Origin of the sequence: uncultured Campylobacter sp. (assembly GCF_937921625.1) — a bacterium.
Lineage (GTDB): Bacteria > Campylobacterota > Campylobacteria > Campylobacterales > Campylobacteraceae > Campylobacter_B.
In genome coordinates, this window is record NZ_CAKZTI010000036.1 from 1 (window position 1) to 26140 (window position 26140).

General features: G+C 48.3%; 23 protein-coding genes. 7 read left to right on the forward strand and 16 right to left on the reverse strand.

Annotated features, from left to right (window positions below; all coding sequences use genetic code 11):
• The coding region (gene dcm, locus Q0101_RS05480) for a DNA (cytosine-5-)-methyltransferase (protein WP_297943076.1) at positions 1-898 on the reverse strand (898 nt) is incomplete at its 3' end.
• Between the two features lie 488 nt (positions 899-1386).
• Positions 1387-1749 carry a diacylglycerol kinase gene (locus Q0101_RS05485; RefSeq protein WP_297943078.1) on the reverse strand — a complete coding sequence of 121 codons (363 nt, stop codon included), beginning with the start codon at positions 1747-1749 and terminating at the stop codon, positions 1387-1389.
• Positions 1750-1816: 67 nt separating this feature from the next.
• Here Q0101_RS05485 and Q0101_RS05490 point away from each other — a divergent pair, with 67 nt between their 5' ends.
• The 4 genes from Q0101_RS05490 to Q0101_RS05505 all read left to right on the forward strand — a co-directional run bounded on the left by Q0101_RS05490 (position 1817) and on the right by Q0101_RS05505 (position 9154).
• The gene (locus Q0101_RS05490) at positions 1817-2575 is read left to right on the forward strand and encodes an exodeoxyribonuclease III (protein ID WP_297943080.1); all 759 of its coding nucleotides are present in this window, start codon (positions 1817-1819) and stop codon (positions 2573-2575) included.
• Positions 2576-2715: 140 nt separating this feature from the next.
• A complete protein-coding gene (locus Q0101_RS05495) occupies positions 2716-4362 on the forward strand; it encodes a formate--tetrahydrofolate ligase (protein ID WP_297943082.1) in 1647 nt (548 codons plus the stop codon).
• 1472 nt (positions 4363-5834) lie between these two features.
• Complete coding sequence (locus Q0101_RS05500; protein ID WP_297943084.1) at positions 5835-8465, forward strand: hypothetical protein; 2631 nt, start codon at positions 5835-5837, stop codon at positions 8463-8465.
• 56 nt (positions 8466-8521) lie between these two features.
• Positions 8522-9154, forward strand: coding sequence for a tetratricopeptide repeat protein (locus Q0101_RS05505; RefSeq protein WP_297943086.1), 633 nt, complete (start codon positions 8522-8524; stop codon positions 9152-9154).
• Between the two features lie 378 nt (positions 9155-9532).
• On the opposite strand, the gene Q0101_RS05510 is transcribed toward Q0101_RS05505, so the two are convergent.
• The 7 genes from Q0101_RS05510 to Q0101_RS05540 form a co-directional block, all read right to left on the reverse strand.
• The gene (locus tag Q0101_RS05510; RefSeq protein ID WP_297943088.1) at positions 9533-9973 is read right to left on the reverse strand and encodes a pyrimidine dimer DNA glycosylase/endonuclease V; all 441 of its coding nucleotides are present in this window, start codon (positions 9971-9973) and stop codon (positions 9533-9535) included.
• 140 nt (positions 9974-10113) lie between these two features.
• Positions 10114-11220, reverse strand: a complete 1107-nt coding sequence (locus Q0101_RS05515) for an alanine racemase (RefSeq protein WP_297943090.1) — start codon at positions 11218-11220, stop codon at positions 10114-10116.
• A 48-nt stretch (positions 11221-11268) separates the two neighbouring features.
• Positions 11269-11436, reverse strand: coding sequence for a hypothetical protein (locus Q0101_RS05520; protein ID WP_297943092.1), 168 nt, complete (start codon positions 11434-11436; stop codon positions 11269-11271).
• Between the two features lie 387 nt (positions 11437-11823).
• Positions 11824-12537: a vWA domain-containing protein gene (locus tag Q0101_RS05525; RefSeq protein ID WP_297943094.1), complete on the reverse strand. Its 714-nt coding sequence runs from the start codon at positions 12535-12537 to the stop codon at positions 11824-11826.
• A 285-nt stretch (positions 12538-12822) separates the two neighbouring features.
• The gene (locus Q0101_RS05530) at positions 12823-13716 is read right to left on the reverse strand and encodes a DMT family transporter (RefSeq protein WP_297943096.1); all 894 of its coding nucleotides are present in this window, start codon (positions 13714-13716) and stop codon (positions 12823-12825) included.
• 287 nt (positions 13717-14003) lie between these two features.
• Positions 14004-14726 carry a hypothetical protein gene (locus Q0101_RS05535; protein WP_297943097.1) on the reverse strand — a complete coding sequence of 241 codons (723 nt, stop codon included), beginning with the start codon at positions 14724-14726 and terminating at the stop codon, positions 14004-14006.
• A gap of 42 nt (positions 14727-14768) precedes the next feature.
• Complete coding sequence (locus tag Q0101_RS05540) at positions 14769-15458, reverse strand: hypothetical protein (RefSeq protein WP_297943099.1); 690 nt, start codon at positions 15456-15458, stop codon at positions 14769-14771.
• Between the two features lie 353 nt (positions 15459-15811).
• Here Q0101_RS05540 and Q0101_RS05545 point away from each other — a divergent pair, with 353 nt between their 5' ends.
• The 3 genes from Q0101_RS05545 to Q0101_RS05555 all read left to right on the forward strand — a co-directional run bounded on the left by Q0101_RS05545 (position 15812) and on the right by Q0101_RS05555 (position 19292).
• Positions 15812-16975 carry a PepSY domain-containing protein gene (locus Q0101_RS05545; protein WP_297943101.1) on the forward strand — a complete coding sequence of 388 codons (1164 nt, stop codon included), beginning with the start codon at positions 15812-15814 and terminating at the stop codon, positions 16973-16975.
• 184 nt (positions 16976-17159) lie between these two features.
• The gene (locus tag Q0101_RS05550) at positions 17160-18140 is read left to right on the forward strand and encodes a hypothetical protein (protein WP_297943103.1); all 981 of its coding nucleotides are present in this window, start codon (positions 17160-17162) and stop codon (positions 18138-18140) included.
• Positions 18141-18341: 201 nt separating this feature from the next.
• Positions 18342-19292, forward strand: coding sequence for a hypothetical protein (locus Q0101_RS05555; RefSeq protein WP_297902755.1), 951 nt, complete (start codon positions 18342-18344; stop codon positions 19290-19292).
• Positions 19293-19346: 54 nt separating this feature from the next.
• Here the strand turns inward: Q0101_RS05555 and Q0101_RS05560 are convergent, their stop codons facing one another.
• Genes Q0101_RS05560 through trmB form a run of 7 tightly spaced genes read right to left on the reverse strand, consistent with a single transcriptional unit; the run spans position 19347 to position 26140 of the window.
• On the reverse strand, positions 19347-19838 hold the full coding sequence (locus Q0101_RS05560; protein ID WP_297943377.1) for a threonine/serine exporter family protein: 492 nt from the start codon (positions 19836-19838) through the stop codon (positions 19347-19349).
• 1 nt (position 19839) lies between these two features.
• The gene (locus Q0101_RS05565; RefSeq protein ID WP_297943105.1) at positions 19840-20655 is read right to left on the reverse strand and encodes a threonine/serine exporter family protein; all 816 of its coding nucleotides are present in this window, start codon (positions 20653-20655) and stop codon (positions 19840-19842) included.
• Between the two features lie 25 nt (positions 20656-20680).
• Positions 20681-21115, reverse strand: coding sequence for a hypothetical protein (locus Q0101_RS05570; RefSeq protein ID WP_297943107.1), 435 nt, complete (start codon positions 21113-21115; stop codon positions 20681-20683).
• A 4-nt stretch (positions 21116-21119) separates the two neighbouring features.
• Positions 21120-22502, reverse strand: coding sequence for a peptidoglycan DD-metalloendopeptidase family protein (locus Q0101_RS05575; protein WP_297943109.1), 1383 nt, complete (start codon positions 22500-22502; stop codon positions 21120-21122).
• Positions 22499-23314 (reverse strand): hypothetical protein, encoded by an 816-nt coding sequence (locus Q0101_RS05580; RefSeq protein WP_297882232.1) that lies wholly within the window; start codon positions 23312-23314, stop codon positions 22499-22501. The genes Q0101_RS05575 and Q0101_RS05580 overlap by 4 nt, the downstream gene beginning before the upstream one ends.
• The gene (locus Q0101_RS05585; protein WP_297943112.1) at positions 23301-23990 is read right to left on the reverse strand and encodes an ATP-binding cassette domain-containing protein; all 690 of its coding nucleotides are present in this window, start codon (positions 23988-23990) and stop codon (positions 23301-23303) included. Before Q0101_RS05585 ends, Q0101_RS05580 begins: the two co-directional genes overlap by 14 nt.
• On the reverse strand, positions 23978-26140 hold the full coding sequence (gene trmB / locus Q0101_RS05590) for a tRNA (guanosine(46)-N7)-methyltransferase TrmB (protein ID WP_297943114.1): 2163 nt from the start codon (positions 26138-26140) through the stop codon (positions 23978-23980). The genes Q0101_RS05585 and trmB overlap by 13 nt, the downstream gene beginning before the upstream one ends.

A 26140-nucleotide genomic window follows, 5' to 3' on the forward strand; every position in this document is an offset into this window, starting at 1 on the left:
AATCTCGCGGAAATCCTTGCAAATTAAAGCATTCTTTTGGGGTTAATCTTCTTATTATACCATTATTTAATATTATTGGGATATTATGTCCACCAGCACCCATATTTGCAGTCAAGGTAGGGCAAACATTTGATTTATTGGAGCGAACATAATAACGCCTATATTGATAAACAATGTTTTCATCTGTCACACTTTCTACTACTCTACGATGGATTTTATTGCTTTTGTCATTATAAATATCAGATTGAATAACGCACGAATCATCTAGGAAGGATTTTATATTTCTGGGGGTCTTGCTTGTTTCTTTTGGTATTTGAAATCTAGCGGATAATAAATTCTCTTGTTTTGTTTCTAGTATATTTTCTTTTATAGGCTTTTCAAATGAATAGTCGCTTTCATCTTTAAAGCCTACGATATATATTCTTTCCCTCCCTTGTGGTATGTCTGTATACTTTGCAACATTTAGCACAAATGGTATAAAAGAATATCCAGTCTTTTTTATTTCATCTTTAATGATTTTAAAAGTTTTTCCGTTATTATGTGTTGCAAGAGTTTTGACATTTTCTAAAAAATAGGCTTTTGGCCTCAACTCTTTTAATAGTCTCGATACTTCAAAAAAAAGCTTTCCTCGCCCATCTTCAAACCCTTTTCCGTGCCCAGCTTGCGAAAATGGTTGGCAAGGAAATCCTGCAGTAAGTATATCTATACTAGATAGATTTTTATTATTTAATTTTTTAACGTCTCCTTCGATAAGATTTATGCTCTTATGATTTAATCTATAAGTCATACAGGCATTCTTGTCAATTTCATTTGCCCAAATAACATCACAATTTGAATTCTTAAATGCTTGACATATACCACCAACGCCAGCAAACAAACTTCCTACTCTATAACTCACAGATACCTTCTTATTTTTTAAGATTTTATAATAACGCTCATTAAATTTTGCTGATTTTATTTTTAAATTTTAGATCGTTGCTTTATATAATTGCAAACAATTTAATTATATTTCGAAGTATGCTTAAAAAGCTATTCAAGTTAAGGTTTCAAATTTCATTCTTAAAATTTAAAGGTAAATCGCGTAAATCTTACCGCTGAGCGCGACACAGTTTTTTTAAATTTAGCGCGCCGTCCTGCGCGTAGCGCGGTTAAAGCTTTTGGCTCGAAATCGCTTTAAATTTATCGCAAGCAAGACGGCGCCGCTTGCTAAATTGAACAAAGCCTGCTTTTACGGGCAAGGGGCTTATGCCTGCGGGCTCCGTGCAGTTTGAAATTAATATGTTAAGACCGAATTAAATGGCGCACGTAAAATTTCATGATTGAATTTTGCCGAGCTTGCTACGTTAAGCGATAATTTTTGAAATTTAAAATTCCACTCGCGGAATTTCAAAAAATTTTCCCGCAGATCGCATATCCCCACAGCGCGGCGTTGAGAAATAGGCTCATCATCACGGCTGTGCTTGCGGTGTCTTTGGCGCCCTTGGCTAGCGGGTGGATTTCGCTCGTAGCAAGATCGACTGCGCGCTCAATGGCTGAGTTTACGCACTCTAGCGCGATGGTAAAGACCGCGCCGAAGATCAAAAATAGATTTAGAGTCGCGCCGAAATTCCAAAAAAATAGCGACAGCAGAAGCGGGACGAACACGCAAAGCTCGAGTCTGAAGCTACGCTCGCTGCGCAGCATCTCGGCAAGACCCGCCATCGCGTAGCCCCAGTTGGCAAAAAATCGGTATTTGGGCTGATTGCGCATAGTTTTCCTTTAAATTTAGTCAAAATTTCGTATAATCATACCAAAATTTTTGCGCCAAAGGCTAAATTTGAAACTGATTAGTTGGAACGTAAACGGGCTACGCGCAGTGCTCGGTAAAGACGGCTTTGCGTGGCTTGCCGAGCAAAATCCCGATTTTTTGGGTTTACAAGAGATCAAGGTGAGCGAAAAGGACGCTCCGAAAGGGCTTTATGAGCTCGGATTTTCTCAGATCGATCTAAATTCCGCCGCTCGCGCGGGATATTCGGGCGTGGCGAGCCTGGCGAAATTTAAAAGCGAGACGAGCAAGGCGCTGTTTTTCCCAGACGACGAGGGGCGCGTGCTGCAGCACCGCTTCGGCGATGTCGTGCTTTTTAATATCTACTTTCCCAACGGCCAAAAGGACGAGGCGCGGCTGGCCTACAAGATGGAATTTTACGCAAAATTCCTAGCTTACGCGCGCAGTCTTGCAGAACAGGGGCTCGGGGTGATATTTTGCGGCGACGTAAATACTGCGCACCGCGAGATCGATCTCGCAAACCCCAAAGCGAACTCCAAAACCTCGGGCTTTTTGCCGATCGAGCGCGCGTGGCTCGATGAGGTGGAGGCGGCAGGCTTTGTCGATACCTTCCGTGCCGTGCACGGCGAGCTGCAGGACGCCTACTCGTGGTGGAGCTACCGCTTTAACGCGCGCGCAAAAAACGTAGGTTGGCGGATCGATTATTTTTTCGTCTCGGCAAATTTGCGCTCGCGGCTAAAGGACGCTTTCATCCTAAGCGACGTAATGGGCAGCGACCACTGCCCGGTGGGTATCGAGATCGAAATTTAGCCGGGGCAAATTTCGCGCCGCGCGCTTTGATCTTGCGTGGCTTGCGGATAAGGTGCGCGTAGCGGCGTGAGCTAATGCGCGGATTTAAAGAGGCGGTGCGCAAACGCTGCGCGATAAAATTTTAAATTTAAGGAGAGAAAATGTTGAGCGATATCGAAATAGCAAATGCGGCGAAGCCGGATAAAATTTCAAACGTTGCGAAAAATTTGGGGCTTAGCGAGGATGAGATCGAGCTGTACGGCCACTATAAAGCCAAGCTAAACATCAAGCCGCGATCGCGCGCTTCGAAGCTTATTTTGGTTACGGCGACCAATCCGACGCCGTTTGGCGAGGGCAAAACTACGACCTCCATCGGTCTAGCCGACGCGCTAAAACGTCTGGGCAAAAGCGTTTGCCTTGCGCTGCGCGAACCGTCGCTGGGGCCAGTTTTCGGTATCAAAGGCGGCGCCGCGGGCGGCGGGTACTCGCAGCTGGTGCCGATGGACGATCTAAATTTACACTTCAACGGCGATTTTCACGCGATCACCTCTGCAAATAACCTAATTTCGGCGGTCATCGACAACTCGCTGTATCAAGAAAACCCGCTAAAGATCGAGAAAATTCTATGGAAGCGCTGCATGGATATGAACGACCGCGCGCTGCGCCACATCACCGTAGGACAGGGCGGGCGCACCGACGGAGTGCAGCGCGAGGACGGCTTTAATATCACCGCAGCTAGCGAGATAATGGCGGTTCTGTGCCTCTCGAACGATCTTGCCGAGCTTAAAGAAAACATCGCAAACATAATGGTCGCCTACGATACGCAGGGAGAGCCGATATACGTGCGCGATCTGGGCTGCGCGGATGCCGTGGCGATCCTACTAAAAGACGCGATGAAGCCAAATCTCATCCAGAGCCTTGAGCACACGCCCGCGCTCGTGCACGGAGGACCCTTTGCAAATATCGCGCACGGCTGCAACTCCATAATGGCGAGCAAGCTAGCCCTAAGTCTTGCCGATTACGCCGTGACGGAGGCGGGCTTTGGAAGCGAGCTCGGGGCTGAAAAATTTATCGACATCAAGTGTCGCCGCGCGGGCATCGCTCCGGACGCCGCGGTGTTAGTCAGCACGATCCGTTCGCTTAAATACAACGGCGGCGCGGATAAAGAAAGTATCGCGAGCCCTGATCTTGCCGCGCTTCAAAAAGGCATCGTAAATTTAGGCGGGCATATCGAAATTTTACAAAACTTTGGGCTAAATCCCGTCGTGGCGCTTAATCGCTTTAGCTTCGATAGCGACGAGGAGATCGCCTTCGTGCGCGAGTATTGCAAGCAGCGCGGCGTGCAGATGGCGATTTGCGAAAATTTCGCCAAAGGCGGCGAGGGCGCACTTGAGCTAGCCCGCCTCGTAGTAGATGAGTGCGAGCGCGCTAAGGAGCTGAAGTTTGCCTACGAGCTTAGCGACGATACGGCGAGTAAGATCGAAAAGATCGCTACTAAAATTTACGGCGCGAGCGAGGTCGTTTTCGAGCCCGAGGCGCAAAAGGCGCTGCAGCACATCAAGGCCTTGGGACTTGAGCGGCTAAACGTCTGCATCGCAAAGACGCAGTATAGCTTCAGCGACGACGCCAAGGCACTCGGGCGCGCACGCGGCTTTAAACTAAGCGTTAAGGACCTTCAGATTCGCACGGGGGCGGGCTTCATCGTCGCCGTCTGCGGCAAGATAATGCTGATGCCAGGGCTACCGAAGGTTCCTAACGCGCTAAATATGAAGATCACGGATGGGGGCGTTATAAGCGGGCTAGCATGAAATTTTATTTTCGGCGCTCAAAACCAAAGCCGAAAATTCCGCACTTGGGCGGTAAAATTTAGCTGCGGACTTTGACGGCGATAAATTTTGCTTGTAGGTTGAGACGAGTTTATCGCGCCCCGGTTTTATCACGTCATGGTTTTGCTATGCCTCGGTTTTATTGCGCTGGGTTTTAGCCAGTTGAGTTTTGATTAGTCGGATTAGTCGGATTAGTCGGATTAGTCGGATTAGTCGGATTAGTCGGATTTCGGCGCGCCGGGTTCGTCCTGCGAAATTTCGTTAAATTTCGCGCAAGATCTACGCAGAAATTCGGCGCGAAACCCGCGCGGATTTAGCATTTGAAATTTCGCTCGCAAAATTCCGCGCAAAAACTGGGCGCAAGATCTTAAACCGAGCCGTCCGCGAGCTTGCGAGCTCACTCGCGGCAAGATTTAAAATTTCATAACGCGTGGGCTCGCCGTGAAATTTAAAATTTCACGCGGCTGCGCACAGTGTCATGTATCGCTACGAAATTCTAAATTTCATGTCGAGCGCACCGTGAAATTAATCCGTCGGTCGCGCAGCAGATCGCCGCACGATCTAAAATTCGCGCTTGCGCCGCGACATACACCGCCGTGAGTTGAATTACGCGGCAGGCGAGCTAAATTTTACGCTCGTACGATCAGTCATGTTGGCGGAGGTTTGCAGAGCCCGGATTAAATTTTACTCACCGCCATGCAACGTCTGCGGTGGGCGCGGATGTCTGATCTGCTCTGCTTGCAAAGGCGCAGGCGGCTATAGCTGCATGGCAGTAGAACTAAATTTTACGAGCTGATGCGTCGCGGCAATGAAATTTCGCGCCGTGCTGCCCGCTGCGAACTGAATTTGCGCGATGACTATATGCCGCTGCGCGCTTATAAATTAAATTGCACTCCACGCGCTCGTCGCCTGATTGTCGCGCGGGATTGAAATTTGCGTGCCGCTTATCGCAGAATTTTAGGCCGCTGCATGCCGCGCTATAGCTGTCGTAAAATTTTAAATTGCATGTCGTACGTACGAGCTCGCCGTGAAATTTAAAATTTTATGTAGGCGTGAAATTTGCTTCGCGTTACGCTGTGTCGTACATCGTCGCGAGCCAAATTATGTGCTGCTGCGGAATTAAAGCTTGCATGCCCGCTACTACCGCTCGGGCGCCGTATGCCTGGCGGCTCCGTTTTGCGATCCGTTCGCGCCGTATTTGTTGCGGCAGTTATGTACGTCGCCGCGCCGCAGTGCGAAATTCCGCGTCTAGCTCTATTTTAGAGTTTTGATTTGCAGCGAGATTTTACGGCGCGCAATGGCGCTAAATTCCATCCTGCGTGAGATTTTAGAATTTTAAAATTCCCTTTCGCGGTATAATTATATGAAATGCTAAAATTTGCGGGATCTTAATAAAGGAATTTTAAAATTTATGCGGCGCGGCTTTGTGGCGTGCCTGCAAGAAAGGAGCGATCATGGACAAGCTGGATAAAGAGGAGCTTGCAGAGGCGTTTGTTGCTAGACTAAAAGCTTTAGCGCGTAGCGGCGGCGCCGATCTGCGTGAGCTTGATCGCGAGTTTTATGGATTTAGCGTGCGACTTGGCGTGCGTTATGACTTTGCCGGCAAGTTTAGCGTCTCGCAGATAAGTGGCGGCGAGCGCGCGCAGCTGCATTTCGCTGACGTCGCGCAGTTCGAAGCTCATGCGCGCGAGTGCCTACGCGCGGCAAGCACTGATGCGGAGCTAAGCGAGACCTTTATGCTACGCCTGCGTGCAGACCCCCAAAAAGCCGCTATGAATGCGGATCAAATCATAAAATTCCAAGATTTTAAGCCCTTTAGCGTTCATCTGCGTTGCGAGCATTGCGGCGGATCGGGCAGGAGGCGCTGCAATGCTTGCGAAGGCGCAGGCAAGGCGCCGTGCGCTAACTGCGGCGGGCGCGGGCGCTTGATCTGTCCCGCTTGCAAGGGCGCCGGTGGTTATAGCCGTGCGGCATTAAGCTCTACGGACGCTCATGTGCGCGGCCTTTCTGGAGGCGACTCTGCAGGCTCTGCGTCAAATTCTATGGGCTATCGCTTCATTCCCTGCGCTAACTGCGGCGGTAGCGGCTCTCGCATTTGTCCCGCTTGCGGCGGCGCAGGCAGATTGCGCTGCGAAAAGTGCGGCGGTGCGGGTGATTTTCGCTGCGAGCACTGCGATGGGCGCGGGTATTTCACTCGCACCGGCAAAGTATCCGTTTATGCCCGCCCGAGCGTCAGCATAGGCGCGAGCTCGCAGGTTTTTGCGCGCGAGCTGCTGGAGTTTTTATGCAGCAAGGGCGTAGGCTTTGCAGCGCGCAGACTTTTGTTTCGTCTATGCTCGCTGCGAGCGGCGCAGGGCGGCTGCGAAGCGGTATTTAGCGCGGAGGATGATTTTTTGCGCTTGAGTTTTGCCGTCTGCGGCAAGGCTTACGATGCGGCGTGCTTCGGTGGCGCGACATTCGTAAGACCTAACTTTTTGGACGAAGTTTTTGCGCCGGAGCTTGCGGCGGTGCGCGGTGCACCCGCTAGGCTAGGGCGGAACGATGCGCAAAGCCTTTTTGCGCTATTTCGCGCGAAGCCTGCGCTGGATGCGGCGATGCGCCTAGCTAGTGCTAGGCTGCGCGGCGAGACGCTAAATCTTGAGCAGTTACGCGGCGCGGACGGACATTTTAACTTTGCAAATTCTGCCCGCAGCGCGACTGATCGCGACGCTTTGAGCCTTGCAAAAGACGCTTCGCGCAAAGAAAATCTCAAGGGCAGCGCGAGCGTAAAATTTGCGGGCATGAAATTCGCGAGCGCTCCGGCAAATTCTATGGGCGCGGAAGATAATCGCCTGGGGTTGCGCGGAGAGCAAGGCAGGTTCGCAGGCGGAGTGAGCGGCGGCATAAAATTTGCCGGGGCGGATCTTTTGGAAGGTGGAGAGAATTCTGCCAGCGATTTTGAGGCTAGGCAGCAAGGAAGCGAAGCTCTCGCGCAGAATGGATCTAATTTCACCGGCTCGCAAGAGGACTTAAGTGACACTTCTGATCGCACTGCGGAGGGTCTTTACGAATTACGCGGCGAGCGAGATTACCGAGATTTAAGTGTCTTGGGTGCTGAAAATTCCACAAATTCCATAGACTCCGTCGCAATAAATTCCGAAAATCTAGCCGCTGCAAAATTTAAAAATCGCACGAATACGCAAAGCCCTGCCGCATCAAATTCTAAAATTTCGCTCTTTGCACGATTAAAGAAATTATTTTTCCCACGTTCTTTGCGCGAGGATTGCGCGCAGAGTTTCGCTGTGGCGATTATGCGCGTTTGTGATGGCTTTATTTCGCAGCAATGCGCTCGTGATTTGGGCGGAGCGATGGCTGGGGCGCTTGGCGTGCTAAGTCCGCGATATGACCGCGCGATGTGGTGCATAGGCGGAGGCGCGCTCATCGCAGCGGCTGCGCTGGCGTGCGAGGGCTGCTTCGAGATGATCTTTGCGGAGCATTATTTTTGGGCACTTGCATGTGGCGTGGCAATCGCTGCTGCGGGGCTGTTAGGCGGAGGAGTGCTGTGGCTGGCAAGCGCAGTGCGGTGCATCGTAAAAGCTCGTAAAATTCCGCGAGAATATCGCTGCGGCAGAGGCGGCGCGGCGTTTGCTCGCTTTTGTAAAGCTCTGCTCTGCGCCGTTTTAGCTAGCGCAATCTACGGAGGCGCGGCAAATACGGGCTACACACCGAAAACCGGCGTGGCGGAGCTGCTGCAAGGGTGGATGCCTGCATTTTTTGAGGACAAAAATTCCGCTTCCGCGAGTGATGGCGTAAATTCTGCAGACGAAAATTCTACGAGCGCAAGCTCTAGCGGCCCTGAAAGCCCTGCTTCAAATTCCGTCTCCAGGGCGACTAAGGATTCCGCTGCTATGCAAAAGGATAAAATTTTATATATCCAAAAAAGCATCGGAGTGAAGCAAGATGGGATTTTTGGCGCACGCACGCTAAAAAAGGCGAGAGAGGTTTTGGATCAAAATCTAAGCGGCGTCGATGAAATTTACGAGGCGCTAAAAAGCAAAGAGCAGGCGAGAACGAACCCGAACTCTAGCGATCAAACTGCGCCTTAACGGTAAATCCGCGCCTTATGCTTGGCGGGCGATCTTAAAAACCAAAAAGGACGAAAATGAAAAATAAAATTTTGATTCTAGTATTCGCTGCGGCGCTTTCCGCAAATTTCGCGCTCTCCGAAAATTTTGAAATCACCGCAGACGATATAAGCTGGGCTACAAAATCCTGCGATAAGGGCGATATGAAGTTGTGCGGGGCCTTGGCGCAGATTTATAATTATGGCTGGGGCGTGCCGCAAGATCTGTTAAAGGCTGCGCCGTTATACGTCAAAGCTTGCAAAGGCGGCGATGTGGAGTCGTGCGTAAATTTAGGCATTTTGTATCAAAGCGGAGAGGGGATGCCGCGCGATGAGGCGAAGGCGGCGGAGCTGTTTGACAAAGCCTGCGATGATGGGCACGCGATAGGCTGCAGTAATGCAGGCTCTGCGTATATGGGAGGCAGAGGCGTGCGCAAAGACGCTATAAAGGGCATAGGTTACTATGTGCGCGGCTGCGATATGGATATCGCGGATAGCTGGGCTGCGTGCTTAAATTTAGCGCGTCTTTATGAGGGCTCGGATAATGTTAAAGCCGTGCAGTACTACAAAAAAGCCTGCGAGCTGGGCGGCAAGGATAGATTTATGAGCTCGGTAGCGGAGCATGAAAGGGCATGGCAAAGCTCATGCGAAAGTTATGAGAGGCTTAAGTAGCCCGCAAATCCATGCTTTGAAGCAGACCCTCGCACTCGCCGTGGTTACGGAGTAAGAACCATAGCAGATTTCGCATAAATAGCGCAAATCTAAACATCAAGTATCCTGTAGGAGCGGAAACATAACGACGCAAGCTCTTAGCGGGCTCGTATTTTAGGAGACAAAATCATTACTATGCTAGCGCTGATCCGACACGTTACGCCGCTGATCAATCGCGGCGTATGCGACGCCGCAGAAGCGGCACGGCGCGCGATCCTGTATGACGCTACGCAAAGCTTAGCTTTGTGGCAAACCGATAAATTTAAAAGTAGCGCCGCGCAGGAAAAGCTCGCTCGCATAAGCCGAATATACTCGTCGCCTCTGCCGCGCGAGACGGCGTTAAATTTTAACCCTTTCCCACGGCTCAATCCCGCCTGCAACCTCCTCAAAAACGCCTGCGATTTCTATATTTTTTACGCTTAAATTTCGCTCGTAAACTACTCTGTCGCGCGTTTTTAGCTTCTTTTGTAAAAAGGCGAATTCATACTCGATCTGACCGCGAGCGACGCTGATTTTAGCCAAATTTCGCGCGTCAAATTCGCCCACTTTCGCGGCGTCAAATTTATACCCGCGAGCGCAGCCCTCCTCATAAACTTCCGCCAAATACGCATTTACCGCCTCTAGCGCGTTTTCGTGCGCGTAAAAGCGGTCAAGCTGCGGGTGATTTTTGTAGCCTTTGGTGAGTCCAGCCAGCACGTTTTTGGCTAGCAGTGCCTCGCGCCACAGCGCCACGAGCCCCTTTGCGTCGAGATATTTAAAGCTTATCGTCCAAAGTCTCATTTTCGCCTTTCGTTAAATTTCGTCGTCAAATTCGGCGCGCTTCGCGCCGCAGCCTGAGCGGCGATAAATTCGCGTCTTAAATTTAGCCAGGCTCTACCGAAGCTAAAATTTTATCTCGCCGCACCTTTGAGTTTGTCTGCTCATTGCAGCTTGCCTCTGCATAGCACAGGGATCTTTTCTACGACCTCGCCGCCGCTAACGAGATAGGCAAACTCGTGTAAATTTACGACGGGGCAGATGTGGTTCGGATAAATTTCGAGCCGATCGCCCACGCGCACAGCGCCTCGCAGCGCTCTGTCGTAGATGATCGCGTGCTCGTCGTAAACGCCATTTATCCACACCTCCGTGCCCTTTATGCGACCGAGCCCGGGCGTTGCCGTGAAGCCCTCGGTACGCCTTTGCTGCGTAAGCCCCTTGGCACCGACGTCGGTGATGATGCGATCCGCCGTAGGTCTGCTGATGACGGTCGTAAGGATACTCGCGGCGTTCATCGAATAATCGCCGTACGCCTGCGCCTGCGAGGCGTCCATAAAGATATAGGTGCCCGGGCGGATCTCGGTGACGCCCTTTAAAATTTCAAAATCGTTGATGAGCGAGGGCGTCGAGCCGATACTAACGACGCGTGCGGGCAGAGCTAGCTCGCGCGCGATATCCGCAAACTCCAGCGTGCGGCGCTGCGCGGCTAGGTGGATGCGCTCGCATTCGCTCTTATCGGCGGCCTTGTAGGAGTGGCCGTCGTGGGAGAATACGCCGCGGAATTCGATATTTTTACAGCTTTTTAGAAATTTTATAAACGCCGCGAAATCCTGCTTTTCCACGAAACCCGAGCGGTTTTCGCCCACTTCGATCTCGGCAAGCACGCAGGCCTTTGCGCCGCTGCGCTCAAAGGCGCGCTCTATCAGGCTCGCCTGCTCTATGCTGTCGATGCCGAAGCTTAAGTTTATCCCCGCGCGCAAAAGCGCGACGATGCGCTGAAATTTTAGCTCGCCCACGATCTCGTTTGCGATAAATATATCTTTCAGCCCGTTTGCCGCCATGATCTCGGCTTCGCCCGTTTTGGCGACCGTGATGCCAGCAGCGCCGAGACTTTCTTGCAGCTTCGCGAAATAGGGCATTTTGTGCGTTTTGGTGTGTGGGCGCAGGCTCACGCCCGCGGCGTCTGCGTAGTTTTGCATCTTTTGCAGGTTGCGAAGCACGATTTCGCGATCAATCAGCAGCGCCGGCGTGTCGATCTCGGATACCCTCATAAGCTCACCTCCTCGTTAAATTTACGAAATTAATACAGCCGCGCTTTTTTAGTAGCTGTGCCCGTTTTGCGGCAGCGAAATTTTAAAATTTAGCGCGGCTTGCAAAGGGTGAAATTTACCTGTCGCTTGCAAAAAGCGGAATTTGCGCGCCGTAAATTTAGCTTCGTCTGCGAAATGCGGCTTGTTCGCCGTAAATCGGCTCCCTTCGCGAAGCATTTAAATTCGGCGAGCAAATTTGCGTTTTCTTGCCGCAACAAAGCAGCGCCGGCAAAAGCAATAACGCGCGGCACATGAAAAAATCAAAATAAAATTCTAAAATGCACCGAGTAAAAATCAATACGCGCCCCGTGCCGCTAGGTTCACGGAATTTTCGGCTCCGCTTCACGCAGTTTTATTCCTCGCGCGCCTGTTTTTGCTTGCGGCGCATATTCGCATTAAATTTTTCGGCAAGCGACCCGGCGCACTATCTGTTTCCGCGCCGCCGCCCGTGTTTTTTACTAAAGCTCGTTTTGTGCCGCACGCTGCACATCGCCGCCTATTTTAGTGCCGCCGCTCGTTTCCGTAGCGACACTTCATTTCTAGCGCGCATTGCTTTGCGCCGCGCTATTTTTTGTCCTGAAGCACCTTGTCGCGCCATTTCGAGTTTGCTTTGTTGTCGGTCGCTACGTCTTTGGATATCTCGGCCGCCGCTTCAAAATTTTTACTCACGCCCTCTTTGGAATTCTCGTATTTTAAGGCGTTTTCGCTTTTGATACCGATGCTTTGCGCTTCGCTTGCGGCGTCAATATTAGCGCCCAAAAAGATAAACTCCCAGTCGTATTTTTCCTGCTTGTCGCTAATCATCTTCTTAATCTGCGCTTTGGAGTATTCGCGGCTTGAGTTTTCCTGCCCGTCGGTGATGATGACGAAAAGCACGCGATTGTTTTTGGCATAGATGTCGGGCACTCGCTCGATACGCGCTATCGTGCTGCCGACGGCGTCAAGTAGCGCGGTGTTGCCGCCGGCGTAGTACTCTTTAGACGTTAGGTTTTCGACCTTCTTAAGCGGCGTGCGGTTGTGGATGACGTTAAATTTCGTATCGAAAAGCACGGTCGTGACGCTGGCGTCGATGCCCTCTTTGCGCTCCTTTTCTATCATCGAGTTAAATCCGCCGATCGTGTCGCTCTCAAGCCCGCTCATCGAGCCTGATTTATCTAAGATCAGCACCAATTCTAGGTGATTTACGCCGTCTTTATGATCGGGCGGCGTCTCTAGCTCTACGCTTTTGGCAAACAATATGCCCGCAAGCGCGGCAACAAGAAGGATGATTTTTTTCATAGGGGCTCCTTTGTTAAAATTTCATTATTTTACTATTGTATCGCTTAAGCAATGAAATTTTATCACTAAAGCTTCGCCGCACGCCTCTGCTGGGTAAATTTTAATACGAAATTTTGTCGTGGAATTTTAACGTATCCTTGCGAGAGACGCCGCGAAATTCCGCGCGATATAGAATTATGCGCGGCATAGAATTTCGCTGTGGAATTTTAAAGACGCAGAATTTTATACAGCGCGAAATTCTGCGTGCAAATTTTATGCAGCACGGAATTTTATGGCGCCGCAAAATCAAGCGCCCGCGGATCTGCTCCGTTTCGCGCTGAGGTAACTTCCGATCTCGCTTATCAAAACGCCTGCAAGGATGAGCGCCGCGCCTAAAATTTGCATCGCGCTTAGCCTCTCGCCGCCCACGAATACGCCCATAATGCCCGCCGTCACGGGCTCGAGCGTGAAAAACAGAGCGGTTTTTACGGGCGTCGTGTATTTTTGCATCAAGGCCTGCGCGAAAAAGCCAAAAACCGTTCCCAGCAGGCAGATTACCGCCATCGCGACGAAAAAGCTTCTATCCATCACCGGCACGATGCTGACTCTTTCAAAAAAGATCGCCGCAAAGCAGCAAAGCACGCTTAGGCAGAGGATCTGTACGTAGGCGATGCCCGCTACGTCGCAGCTTTGAACGAAACGGTTGGTTAGCACGATGTGAAACGAATACGCGCACGCGCAGACTAGCGCCAGCGCTTCGCCCTTGCCGAGGCCTAGCTGCGTGTCACCGATGAGATAGAGCCCAGCAATCGCAAGCGCGATGCCAGCGTAGGCGTAGGAGTAAATTTTATGTCTAAACAGCGCTGCGGCGATGAAGGGCACGAGCGCGACGTTTAGGCCGATGATGAACGCCACGGAGGAGCTTTGCGCAAATTTAAAGGCGAAGGTCTGCGACGTAAAGCCCGCGAATAAAAACAGGCTAAGCACCGCGCCGTGCTTGATCTCGCGCGAAGTTATGGCCTTGAGCTTTGGGAAAAATATCGCGCCTGCGATGATGCTTGCGGCGAAAAAGCGCCAAAATAGCAGCACGAAGACGTTGTTGCTCGCAAGTGCCTGCGAGGTGGGCAGATACCCGAGTCCAAAAGCGATCGCTACGAAGACCATCCCGATGTCGGCTCTAAATTCCAAACTTTTATTCATCTGCATCCTTTTTGAAAATTTAAAGTCGTAATTTTACGAAATTTTAGGTAAAAAATAGGCTAAATTTTGACGATTTTGACGGAGCGGTTTGGAATTTTGGTTTTTTAAGATCGCGAGTTAAATTTAAACGCCGCGCTCGTTTTAAGCTTTCGGCTCGTATTTTTAGGCTAGCGCCCGGTTCGTCTTCTTGGGCTTACGCGCACTTGTACGCGCGATCATTATGCCGCTTTGCTACGGATTGTCATAAATTTTCACAGCTATTGTTCGCGCGTGGATAAATTTAAAATTTAATCGCCCGCGCCCTCTTTGTCGTTTTTTAGAATTTCTATGTTTGCGCGCTCATTCGCGCCTTTTAAGCTTATAGTTTTTTTGAGCGCGGATTTAAGGGGAGCCTTCGCCTCTTTTGATTTTATCATCTTATAGCGCCTATTTCTTATCTCTGCTTCGATAAATTTTATATCTTGCTGTGCGTATGGAAACGAAAGCGTAAAATTTTTGCCGCTTTGCCCGTCTTCTACTATCAAAATCGGCATCTCGCCCTTCATCTCTTTCTCCGTAAGGGCATTTTCTATATCGATCTTTGTGCTAAATTTAAACGATAAAAATCTCCACTCTTTCCTTACGGTGCGGCTATCTATGATGACGCCCTTTTCAGATAACGGCAGTATGGCAATTAGCATCATTGCAAGACCCATCGCGATCACAAGTGCGGTCTCGCCGCCTCCTCTTTGCATATACCCACCTACGCATAGAGGGTCGTTTGTATCAAAGCATGCAACTTTATCTCTGCCTTTTGTTGTTTTTATCCAAGGCTCATCAAATGTTACCAGTGAACCCCAGGATAAAAATAGCACGATAAGCATAGTTTTTGCTATGGGGCTAGGAGGTATGAGCCAGGCACCCTTTTGCACGGTTTTATAAGAGGCGTTGCTTTTAAAAATCATGCTTTTTAAAATGGCAAGCCCAAACAGTAAAATATTTATGCCAAATACCAAATATAAAAATATCATGTCGCCGCCTTAAATTTAGATATTTTTAGCGTTAAATTAAGCTCAAGCGTTTCGTTCGACTGCTTTAGCTTTTGAAATTTCAGCGAGCTTTTCGGATATAAAATTTTGCAAAAAATCTATATCCCTTCGTGCATATAAAAATCCCGCCCCAAATTTAACGCCGCTAATTTTGCCGCGTATGCTGATTATTTTTACGCCTCTTATAAACCCTACGGCGTAGCTCATCTCGTCAAAGTTTATCCTTTCCGTATGTTTAAACGGCAGAACCTCCCATTCTTTGCAGATGCCGCTTTTATCTATTCTAATTCCTTTTTGAATTAGCACGACAAAAGAAAAAATTATGGCGCAGACGGATATGATTTTGCCGAGTATTAGTCTTGGCTCGCTTATTTGCAGATACCCATCCACGCATCTGGGATCGCCTTCTTCGAAGCATCTTAAATTTATGCCCGCCGCTTTGTACTCTTGCGAGCAAACTTTATCGTGGGTGTAAAAGCAGGGTATCGGATTACCGTTATGTTTTGCTACGTGCGAGCTGGATAGAGTGACTACACCGAAGCTTAGGCATATTATAAACATAGGTATTTTTAAAAGCGGATCGGTTGGGATAAATAATGTCCCGCGATACACGGTTTTATACGATCTGTTTGTCTGTAGCAATGAAACAAGAAGGCAAAAGCCTATCGTAACATAAAGGATTATCGAAGCAAACTCGGCTATACTTTGCGACATAATAATGACCTTGTTTTTTTGGATTACGCAAGCTCGCGTCTTTGGCAATTTTAGCGCAAAATTTCTAAATTTACGAGATTCTAAGCGCGCTTTTTATAAATTTGAGATTAGAATTTTGCCTTGCTAGCGTGATCTTGCCGCGCGAAAGGCGGATTAAATTTTTGGCTTCGAGAACCTAAAGCGCGCGGTTTATGAAATTGCGCGAGGTGCCTAGGCGCTCTTGCGATGCCATAACGTGCCTTAAAATTTCGCGGCCTAAATCTTAATGATAATTATCTAAATATTTAAAATCGCACAATATAATTGCGAACTTCAATCAAATAAAGATTAAATTTATCTCGCAAGGATTTGCAATGAGCTCGCTTTTGAAGCGTAATAAAATTTTGTTTAACGTCCATCTTATTTTGTCGATCGTTTTTTCTATCCCGCTGCTTATCATTGGCGTTACGGGCGCGATTTTGTCGTATCAGCACGAGCTTGAGGCGCTAATAAACGCGGGCTCTAAAAAGGTCGAAAAAACAGGCGAAATGCAAAGCGTGGAGAAAATCCTGCAAAGCTTTAGCGAGCAAACGGGCGCTAAGCAGCCCGTAAGGCTTGTCGTGCCCAAAAGCGATGACGAAGCCTTCGTCGTTTACGCAAACAGAAATGATGCGTATCTAGTTGATCCGTACACCGCGCAGATCATCGGCAAGGATCGCGGCACGGGCTTTGTGCTAACGGTGATGTCTCTGCACCGAAATTTGGGTTTAGCGCTAAGTGGCAATAAAACTGCAGGCGAGGTCGGTAAACAGATCGTAGGCGCGAGTGTCGTGGCGATGATACTGCTCGTAATAAGCGGCGTCTGGCTGCATTTCCCAAGGCTTAGGCGCAAATTTATCGAAGCTATAAAGCCAAATTTTAAACTCAAAAAATACGCTCTTTTTTATAACCTACACACGAGCCTAGGCTCGCTAAGTGCGGTGATTTACCTGCTTATCTGTCTAACCGGGCTTAACTGGTCGTATAGCTGGTATAACGATGCCGTGATGAAGCTTTTTGTAAGCTCGCAAAATTTGCCGCAAGCTAGCGCACCTAAAGCCGCCGCCGCTTCTAAAGATCACGCCGCCGCACCTGCTAAAGAGGAGGGCAAAAAGCCCGCTACGTATAAATTTAGCGACGCGCAGAGGGCTTATGAGATATTCAGATCAAGCGGCATAGAGTATAAAGAATTTACCCTAATGCTCGCAGCCGGAGATAAGATCGGCGTCAGATACTACGAGCCCGATGCGCCCGCTACAGCCCGTCCAAAAGGCGCGAGCGTGAAGCTAAAGGAGGGAAAGATCGCGGAGCAGAAGCAGACGGAGGGTATCACCGTGGGCGAGTTTAAAGATGCGAACTATCAGCTTCACACGGGGTATTTTTTCGGGCTCGCGGGTAAAATTTTATGGTCGCTCGTCTCGCTTTGCATGGCGCTTTTTATCTTTAGCGGCTTTTATATGACGGCAAAAAGGGCGTTTAAGTCGAAAAAGTCTAGCTAAATTTTACCTTCGCGGCAAGAGGTGCGACGAGCACACAAGAGAGCCTAATACCTACAAAGCATTGAGATGAAATTTGCCGAAGCGGATCAAGAAAAGCCCTGATTTAACGATATTTGAGGCATACTAAAATTATCGCGGATTAAGTCTATGTGAGGTATATTGCGGAAAATTTTAGGAGTGAAATTTGAAAACGAGATATTATCTGTGCTTGGCCTTCATCATAATAATATGCGCTTCCGGCATAATATTTTATTTGGTCGAAAAAGAAGAAACCGATCCATATAAATGGGTATGCGATCTAGATGGCAATCTTACAGATATACAGCTTAAAGATAGGGCGTTAAAGTGTATGCTTAAAAAGATGCATGAAAGCGAAAACTTTTCTAAAGAAAAAATCGCTAAAAAAATAGATGATATCCGAATGAAATATAAAAATCTTCACATCGAAGAAGATATTGAAGATATAGAATTAAAAGATTATTTAATACGCATCCATAGTAAATGTCATGGAAACGAGCGCCCCGATGATAAATGCGAATTTTACAAGATAGATAAAAGATTAAATTTAGATTATCTTATGGATTTGGGCTCAAAAATTTGCAGGAACGGCAAGGCGATACAAGATGCCGAGACCTATATAGATAAAGAAATTTTTAAAACCGAAGTCGTATATCCTTGGGAAGATAAGGAAAGTTTGATTTTAGAAAACGGGGATCTAAGATACAATCTATATTTTGCTAGCGAAAGCGACATGAATAAAGCAATAATAAATTATGGAGTTTATAAGTATAAGATAGATCTACAAGATCCAAATATAGATATTAATAATATCGAAGTATCGCTCATAATCCCTATAAATTTATTATTTCTTAATTTATATAAACCACTTAATGGTGAAGAAAATGGAAATTTTAAAAATAATTTGGAAGAATTTTGCATGACTTATAAAATTTATGAAAATAGCGATATAGACACTAGCCGCCCATTCAATAAAATAGCTTTCAAATATAGAGATAATTATGCAACATATGATTTTTATATCATATTGATAGATAAGAGCTTTAAATATATCTTGGGCTACAGAAATATGCTTTTAAGTTATATGGGATATTACTACGACGAAAAAGAGAAAACAATAAAACAAATATTGAATAATGAGCGATAAATGAAGGATATAACTAAATTTTACCTTCGCGGCAAGAGGTGCGACGAGCGCGCAAGAGAGCCTAATACCTACGAAGCATTGAGATGAAATTTGCCGAAGCGGATCAAGAAAAGCCCTGATTTAACGATATTTGAGGCATACTAAAATTATCGCGGATTAAGTCTATGTGAGGTATATTGCGGAAAATTTTAGGAGTGAAATTTGAAAACGAGATATTATCTGTGCTTGGTCTTCATCATAATAATATGCGCTTTGTGCGCGATACTTTCGATTATTGCGGAGTATAAATACCCAAATTCAGCCGAAAAAATTGAAACCGATCCATATGAATGGGTATGCGATCTAGATGGCAATCTTACGGATATACAGCTTAAGGATAGGGCACTAAAGTGCATGCTTAAAAAGACCTATAAATCTATAAATATTTCAGCGGAGGAATTCCGTGATATGGAAAGAAAAATAAAGAAACAATACGGTAAAGTAGAGGATGAATTTTATAATTTTTATAGCGGGTTGGCGGAAAGATGCGGTGGAAATAATCGTCCAGATAAAGCTTGCGAATTTTTCATTGTAGATGACAATATAAATTTAGAATATTTTATGAGTTTGGGAGACAGGGCTTGCAATGGTAAACAAGCCGTAGCAAATTTCAAAGATTTTGTAAATATGTCCATGCTCAAAGGCGAAGTTGTTTACCCCTGGGAAAATAATAATAGTTTAATCTTGTCGGATGGAAATTTAAAATACAAATTATATTTTAGCGGATTAGAAAATGATAAACATGTATTTGATATGTTATTTACGGAAAAAATATTTTTAAATGAAATTAATCCTAAAATATACGACCACAAATATCCTAATGATAAAATTTTTTCTATTCCAACCGACATGCTATTTTTTGATATGTATGTAAGCCTAATAGATAAAAAATACGATAACTTTTGTAATTTATATAACTTTAAAAAGAAAGATATAAAACCGTATAAAGCGTTTTTTGAGTTAGAAGGTAGAAAATATAGTCGGTATGCTTTTTATCTAGGTATTTTTGATGAAAATTATACATATAAATACGATATAAAAGATAATTTGCTGGGTGTGGAGCAAGGATATTATTACGATGAAAAAACCAAAGAGATAAAACGAGAGCAATAAAATAGAATTTATAAAATTTGCCCGTCGTGCACGCTTAAAATTTCTTGCTTAGCGCTATTTGCCTCTTGCGCCGCGAGTGATCATCAAGGACTGCTCGTAGAAAATTAGCAGCGTTATTGAAACGCCCGTGCCGAGCGCCAGCGAGATTGAGATCGTGGCGAGGGCGTTATCGAAAAACGAGATAAGATGAGCGAGTTTATGCTCTGCGCCCGCGGCTCTGATATAAGAAAACAGCGCCAAAACCGCCTTGTAGGCGTAGATGCCTGGGATCATCGGAAGCAGCGCGGGAAAGGCGATGATCTCTGCGGGCACCTTGAGGCGCTTGGCGCAGAGCATCCCCAAAACGCCGATCAGAAACGACGCAAAAAGCGTCGCGGCGGCGATTGAAAAAATTTGGCTCTGTATCAGCAAAAACCTGCATGAATGCGCAACCGCCGCAAGCAGCGCCGAGAAAATAAGCGTCTTTTTAGGCGGCATGCACGCATACGCAAACCCGAGCCCCGCCGCAGCGGCAAAGCAAGCATCCTTAAATACCAAAAGCGCTATATCAAACATTTACAAGCCCCAAATTTGAGATGCTAAGCGTCAGAAAGAGCCCGATCGCGATGCAGATGATCAAAAGCCCCGTATTTAGCCCTCTGCTGATGCCTACGAGCATATTTTCATTTAGGATGTCAAAGACGGAGTTGATCAGCCAGATGCCGGGGATCAAAAAGAGTATGCTCGATCCCACGGCGACGTCGGGCGTGGCGCTAAGCCCGTAGTGAGCGCCTAGCGAGACGATGAAGGAGACTGCGAACGAAACCGCGATGTATTGGATTTTTAGGTTGATTTTAAGCTTGCTAAATAGATAGCGGGCGCAAATTCCAAAAGCCGTAGCCGCAAAAACGAGCGCCATCGCGCCGCCATCGCCGCCGAAAAGCTCGCAGAATGCGGCATTTGCGACGCTTAGCAAAACAAGAGTTTTGGCAAAGCTTTTCTTTTGCGAGGCTAAAATTTCTGCAAATGAGGCTCTGGCGCGCGCAAGGGGGATTTTTTCGTCGTAAATTTCCCAGCTAAGCGCGCTTAGCTCCGAGATCAGATCGAAGCTGATCTGCGCCGCAGCGCCCGTTTTGACGTAGGTGCGGCGGATAGAGTTGTCCGCAGGATCCATCACGCTGATGATGAAGTGGCGCACAAAGATCATCAGGCTAGCCTCATAGTCGTAAGCGTCCGCTATCCTGCGCACGCAGTGCTCTATACGCGCGGTGTAAGTGCCGATACTAAGCATCTTGGCGGTGTATTCGCTAAGAAAATTGGTGAGCTCTTGGATTTGCGGTCTCGCCGCTTCTGCTTCTTTTGCTACCGCCATTTCTGTTGTCATTATTTCCTCCGCTACTCTTGTAATCTCAATATCGTTTTGCGCTGTTTCTGAGGCCGTTGCAGCTTCTGTTTCTTTCTACAACGCCCGCCGTCGCGGAATTTTTATTTTTAAAATTTAATGCAGCGGTAGCGCCCGTGGAGGAATTCTCGCTATCTAAATTTGACGCGGCGACATCGCTTGTAGCGGTAAAATTTTGACTGCTTAAATTTTGATTGTTTAAATTTAATGTGGCTTTGGAATTTTCGTCATTCAAATTTAACGCTGAGGTTGAATTCTCGCCGCTAGAATTTTTTGTCGCCGCCGCAGAGCTTTCATCGCTCAAATTTGAAGCGGCGCAATTCTGCTCTTTTAAAGAATTCTGCTCGTCTAAATTTAAATCGCAGGCTGAGCTTTGCTTGCTTAAATTTAAACTTTTCTCGTCATCGCAAGATCCGCTAAATTTAGAATTTCCACCGCCCACGACTTCACCTTAGACTTATGAGATCGAGCGGGTTGATGTGGTAGTTCTGCTGCGTCACCTCAAAGGTCAGATCCGAGCCGATGCGCCCGATGATGTAGCCCTTTTTGACGTTGGAGCCGACGCGCACGGTAGGCGGGATCTGATTTAGATGCGCGTAGATCGTGTGGATGCCGCCGCTGTGCTCTAGGATCACGACCTTATCGAGCACGGCGGTTTCTTTAGCGAATACCACCTTGCCCGGCAGCACCGCCTTAACCTGCGTGTCGCCGCTGTTTGAGCCCAGCACGATATTTTCGTTGAAAAGCTTGATGTTATACACCGGATCGTTGTAGTTGCCGAATTTTCGCTTCAAATACGCGCTGTTCAGAGGCGCCGCGGTCTTGGCTCCGCTGTATTTTTTAACGCGCGAGGACTGATAGCTCGAGCCGTACTGCTTGACCTTTTGGTTGATCTTACTTACGCGCTCATCCGCTGGCTCGCTCACTTCGGGCTCGGGCTCACTAGGAGGTGCAGGCTCGGGTTTGCCCGCCTTTTTGGCAGCCGCTTTTGCTTTGGCGTACTCTTTTTCGCGCGCCTGGCGCTCCTTTTGCTTCTGCGCTTCAAGCTTTGCTTGGCGCGCCGCTTCCTCCTTTTGCGCTTTTGCCTTCTCTTCGGCGTCGTCGATGATCTTAAGCTCCTGTAGGGTCTTAGATATGGCATCTTGCTCGTCGTTTATCTTCTCCAGTCTCGCGATGTAGTCCTCTTTGTCCTTTTTCATCTGCGCGAGCTTCTCTTTTTGGGTGGTTTGTTTGGCGTCAAGATCGGTTTTTTTCTTGTCGTAGCCCGCCATGCTCGCCTGGATCGATTTGATCTTTTTGTTCTGCTCGTTGATAAAATTTTGATTATTTTCGTAGTCTTTGATCAGCCCTTTCAGCTCATCGTTCATAACGACGCCGAGCCCCTCTAAAATTTCGCTAGCTACGATAGAATCGGGCGTAGTGGTGGAATTTACGTCGGTGATGAGATCGAATGATAGCTCTTGTGAGATCACGCTTGCGATCTTGCTTTCCAGATCGCTTTGCACGCTAAGAAGCGTGACGTTTTGGCTATTAAGCTTTTCAAGCTCCTGCGCTTCGGCGGCGTATTGATCCTTTAGCCCTTCGATCGTTTCGCTTAGCTGCTTGATCTCGCCCTCGCGCTTTTTAAAGCCCTCCTGCTCCTTTATGATTTGCCCTGCAATCTCGTCAATCTTTTGCGAGAGTTGCATCCCCTCCTTTTGCGAGCTTTTGAGCTCTTGACCCGCTTTGGCGATCTTATCTTTCGTACTCTGCTGCTTTGCGGGCGCGGCATAAGTAAGAGCTGCGGCAAGCCCTAGCGCAAGAAGCGGCGCTAAAAAAGCTCTTTTCATGCTCGTTTATTTCCGATTTGCAGCATCACAAAGCTAACCGCGATGATAGATAGCGCCAAGGCGACACCCAAAAGAATCAGCGCATCGTAAGGCAGCACTATGGCGGTGCGTAGATCGCCGATGCCCTTAAGCGTGGTCGAAAACACCTCCCAAGAAGGAAGCGCTATGTAGAAGCAGGTCACGATCAGCGTGGCGATGAAGGAGTCGATTATCGCCATTCGGTAGAGTTTGCCGCTTTTTATCAGAAACGACGCGCCGAAAAGCTCCATGATCTCGATGCGCTCTTTATGTTCGTAAACCCAGATACGCATCTGGCGGTGAATTAACATCACGCCTAAAAGCACGATGAGAAACGCAAAGCCGTAAACGAGGCTTTTGATAAGCAGTAAAATTTTAAAAATTTCATCGTGGGTTTTTTTAAAAATTTCAACCCGTGTGAGCGAGCCTATGGATTTTAGATCCTGCTCAATCTTTGCAAGCTGCGCGGCGTCGGGGAAGCTTTCGAGCTTGACGCTATAAAATTTAGGCAAATTTTTACTCAGCTCGGCAAAGGCGTTTTGTGAAATTTTACCCTTCAGGCGCTCGGTGATGCCCGCGGTCGAAATTTCGCTAATCGAGCTGATTTTCGGTACCGCTTTTTGCGCGTCTTGCAGGCTGAGCGAGGTTTTGGAGACTAGCACGATGTTGTATTCGTTTTGGATCGAGCGCTCGTAGCTTTTGGTTAGGTTACTCATAAAAATTCCAAACTGCACGGAGAAAAGCAGCGCGACGAGCGAAAAGATCACGCCGAAATGGGTTTTAATCGATTTCATTTACTTTAGCGTCCTTAATCTCAAAATGTCGGTGCCTAAAACGCAGCGTGGCGGGCATTTTGTGCGTCACGATAACGACGCAGGCGTTCCACGACTCGCACGCCGAGCGCAGCAAATTCCAAATAATGGCGCTGGAGTAGTCGTCCAAATTTCCCGTAGGCTCGTCGCACAGCAGTAGGCGCGGATTATGCGCCATCGCACGCGCCAAAGCCACGCGCTGCTGCTCGCCGCCGCTAAGCTCGAGCGGATACTTACCCATCTTGTGCCCGAGCTCGACGTGGCGCAGTAGCTTTTTGGCTTGGTCTTGGCAGACCTGCTGATTGTAGCCCATTATCATTAACGGAAGCATTATGTTGCGCTCGATCGTCCATTCGTTGATCAGGCGGTAGTTTTGAAATATAATGCCGATGCGCTGGCGCAGGGTGCGCAGATCGGAGTTTGTGATGCCTTTTAGATCGCACAGGCAGACGTTCAGCTCGCCGCCGATGATGTCGATGCCGCCGTAGAAGGACTTAAGCAGCGTGGATTTGCCGCTGCCGCTCTTGCCCGTGATGATGACGAAGTCCTTCGCGCCGATGCCGAAACTCGCGTCTTGGATGACCGCGCCCGCCCTTTCGTAGCCCAGCGTGAGGCCCGCTGCGGTAATGATGTTGTAATCGTCCGTTATTTCTGCCATTGTGAAAATATCTCCGAAATTTTTTGATGTGCCGCGTGGTTTTCGCGCGTAGGAAGCGGGCGGCGGATGAAGTAGCGCGTGCCGCTTGCGTTTGCGCGGATGAAACACTGCTGCGGAAAGTCGAATGCTCCGAGCGAAAGCAGGATTAGCACGTCTTGAGGCTCTGCGGTGCACGGCTTGCTTTGCTGTTCGTCTTGCGGCTCGGCGCAGCTTGGTTCGCTTTGCCGTTTATCTTGCTGCTCGGCACAGTTTAATTTGCCTTGGTGTTCGGCTTGCAACTCGTCATGGCTTGGCTCGCTTTGGTGCTCAACTTGCGACTTGATAGAGTTTGACTTATTTTGTAATTCTGCTTGCGGTTCAGCAGCGCGGTTTAGCTCGTTTTTCAGTTCGGCTTGCGGCTCATTTTTGCAAGGTATAGCGCTCGCTTTTTTTAGAATTTGCGTAACGTTTGCTTCGTCTGTGCGGGTCGCATTCGGCGTGGCGCTCTCTTCTATCGCACGGGTCGCTGCGAAAGAGCCGTCCGCATTCAGCGCATTGCTCGCATCTATTGCGCCGATCGTTGTGGGTGTATTGTCTGTACCTGTCGCGTCGATAGCTGCAGGCGCGCTCTTTGCGCCGCTAGAATTTAGCGCGTTGCTTGCGTCGATTGTTGCGATCAGGTCGTTTGCGTTTAGTGTATCGCTTGCGGAGGCTGCGCTGTTTATCTGCGTGCCTTGCTTTGTTGCGATCTGCTCGCAGGCTAAAGCGCGTTTTTCGCTCGGGGCGGGGTGGCTAAATTTAGCGCTTACTGCGATGGGAACGTCGCTCGTTAAATCTATGCCCTTCGTGCTCAAGCGATCCTCGTTTAAATTTGCGCCGTCTTTTGCACCCTCTTCATCCGCGCGGTTTGTATTCAGTGGGGCGCTCGCTTTTTTTAGAATTTGCGTAGCGTTCGCGCAAGTTGAAATTTTATCGCCCGCTGTCGTAGCTGAAATTTTGCCGCAGTCTGACGAAATTTCACCCATGCTCGCGCGCTCGGTTAAATTTTTGCCGCGCGTCGCGTCTAAATTTGTAGTCTCGTCGTTTATCGCTTCACCCGCGCTGCTTAAATTCACGCCGTCCGCCGTGCAAATCCCATCCGCGCCCAAGTCTTTCTGCGCGTCAAAGTAAAAAATTTCCTCAAAATGCACGAAAAAATCCTCGCCTTTGAAGGTAGAATTTTTAAAATTTCGCGCGATTGCCGCCGCGTCAAATTTTAAAAATTCCATCTCAAACTGCTGCGGCTCGCCCAGACCCGCAGTTTTGTTCTCGTAGATCAGATCGTAGATGTCTTTATCCATTTTGCGCCATCTATCCTCGTATTTGCTCGCTACGGCGGCGTCTCGGTTTTTAAAATGTGAAATTTCGCCCGCTTTGCGCTGCACGTAGGGCGAGAGCTTTTGTATTGCGTAGAGGAAGTACTCCTCGCTGTCGGTGCGAAGCTCGAAGCGACCGCCGCGTCCGAGCGTGCGTGCGATCTGCGAGGCGAACTCGTCGCTTATCACGCGGCGGTGCGGCGCGTCGTCCCACGGCACGGGGAAGTGCAAAAATACGCGCTGTAGGCAACCCGCGGGAAGCAGGCTCAGTAAAACCCGCGCGTCGGTGGCAATCAGCGCAATGTTTTGCAGCCCCTCGCGGATCGCTAGCTTTGCGACCTGTTCGATCGCGGGCTTGTAAATTTCGATGCCGATTAGTAGTGCGTCCTTATTCGAGCGTGCTTGATGAAGCAGGTGTCTGCCAGAGCCGAAGCCAATCTCGATAAAAATTTTATTAAATTTAGAGCTTTTTACGAGGGATAAAATTTCATTTTCGTCCAAAATCAGCGGCGTTTTTTCAGTAAGCGAGCTGTCTTTGTAAGCAAACGCCTGCGAGATGATCCGTCCGCAGAAGCGCTCTTTAAAAATTTCGAGCGCTCGCTGCAGATGGCCGATTTTGGCGGGCTTGGTGATCTTTTCGCCCTTTACTATCATTTTGCCGCTGCCGGGTTTTAGGGTGATAAAAAACTCGCTATCAAAGCTCTTGGTTCGCACGAGCGTCAGGTTTCTGCCGCGCGCCGTCTCTAAAAATTCGACCTCGCCGAATCTAGCTGGTAGCGGTGGCAGGCTCACGCTTTGGGTTATGAAATTTGGCAA

What these genes read in the sequence shown, in the direction of transcription:
- Q0101_RS05520 (WP_297943092.1), bottom strand. Translation starts at nt 11,436, where the DNA reads ATGCTTCGCGAAGGGAGCCGATTTACGGCGAACAAGCCGCATTTCGCA.
- Q0101_RS05545 (WP_297943101.1), top strand. Translation starts at nt 15,812, where the DNA reads ATGAGCTCGCTTTTGAAGCGTAATAAAATTTTGTTTAACGTCCATCTT.
- Q0101_RS05525 (WP_297943094.1), bottom strand. Translation starts at nt 12,537, where the DNA reads ATGAAAAAAATCATCCTTCTTGTTGCCGCGCTTGCGGGCATATTGTTT.
- Q0101_RS05530 (WP_297943096.1), bottom strand. Translation starts at nt 13,716, where the DNA reads ATGAATAAAAGTTTGGAATTTAGAGCCGACATCGGGATGGTCTTCGTA.
- Q0101_RS05540 (WP_297943099.1), bottom strand. Translation starts at nt 15,458, where the DNA reads ATGTCGCAAAGTATAGCCGAGTTTGCTTCGATAATCCTTTATGTTACG.
- Q0101_RS05495 (WP_297943082.1), top strand. Translation starts at nt 2,716, where the DNA reads ATGTTGAGCGATATCGAAATAGCAAATGCGGCGAAGCCGGATAAAATT.
- Q0101_RS05515 (WP_297943090.1), bottom strand. Translation starts at nt 11,220, where the DNA reads ATGAGGGTATCCGAGATCGACACGCCGGCGCTGCTGATTGATCGCGAA.
- Q0101_RS05500 (WP_297943084.1), top strand. Translation starts at nt 5,835, where the DNA reads ATGGACAAGCTGGATAAAGAGGAGCTTGCAGAGGCGTTTGTTGCTAGA.
- Q0101_RS05505 (WP_297943086.1), top strand. Translation starts at nt 8,522, where the DNA reads ATGAAAAATAAAATTTTGATTCTAGTATTCGCTGCGGCGCTTTCCGCA.
- Q0101_RS05575 (WP_297943109.1), bottom strand. Translation starts at nt 22,502, where the DNA reads ATGAAAAGAGCTTTTTTAGCGCCGCTTCTTGCGCTAGGGCTTGCCGCA.
- Q0101_RS05585 (WP_297943112.1), bottom strand. Translation starts at nt 23,990, where the DNA reads ATGGCAGAAATAACGGACGATTACAACATCATTACCGCAGCGGGCCTC.
- Q0101_RS05580 (WP_297882232.1), bottom strand. Translation starts at nt 23,314, where the DNA reads ATGAAATCGATTAAAACCCATTTCGGCGTGATCTTTTCGCTCGTCGCG.
- Q0101_RS05535 (WP_297943097.1), bottom strand. Translation starts at nt 14,726, where the DNA reads ATGATATTTTTATATTTGGTATTTGGCATAAATATTTTACTGTTTGGG.
- Q0101_RS05565 (WP_297943105.1), bottom strand. Translation starts at nt 20,655, where the DNA reads ATGACAACAGAAATGGCGGTAGCAAAAGAAGCAGAAGCGGCGAGACCG.
- Q0101_RS05485 (WP_297943078.1), bottom strand. Translation starts at nt 1,749, where the DNA reads ATGCGCAATCAGCCCAAATACCGATTTTTTGCCAACTGGGGCTACGCG.
- Q0101_RS05510 (WP_297943088.1), bottom strand. Translation starts at nt 9,973, where the DNA reads ATGAGACTTTGGACGATAAGCTTTAAATATCTCGACGCAAAGGGGCTC.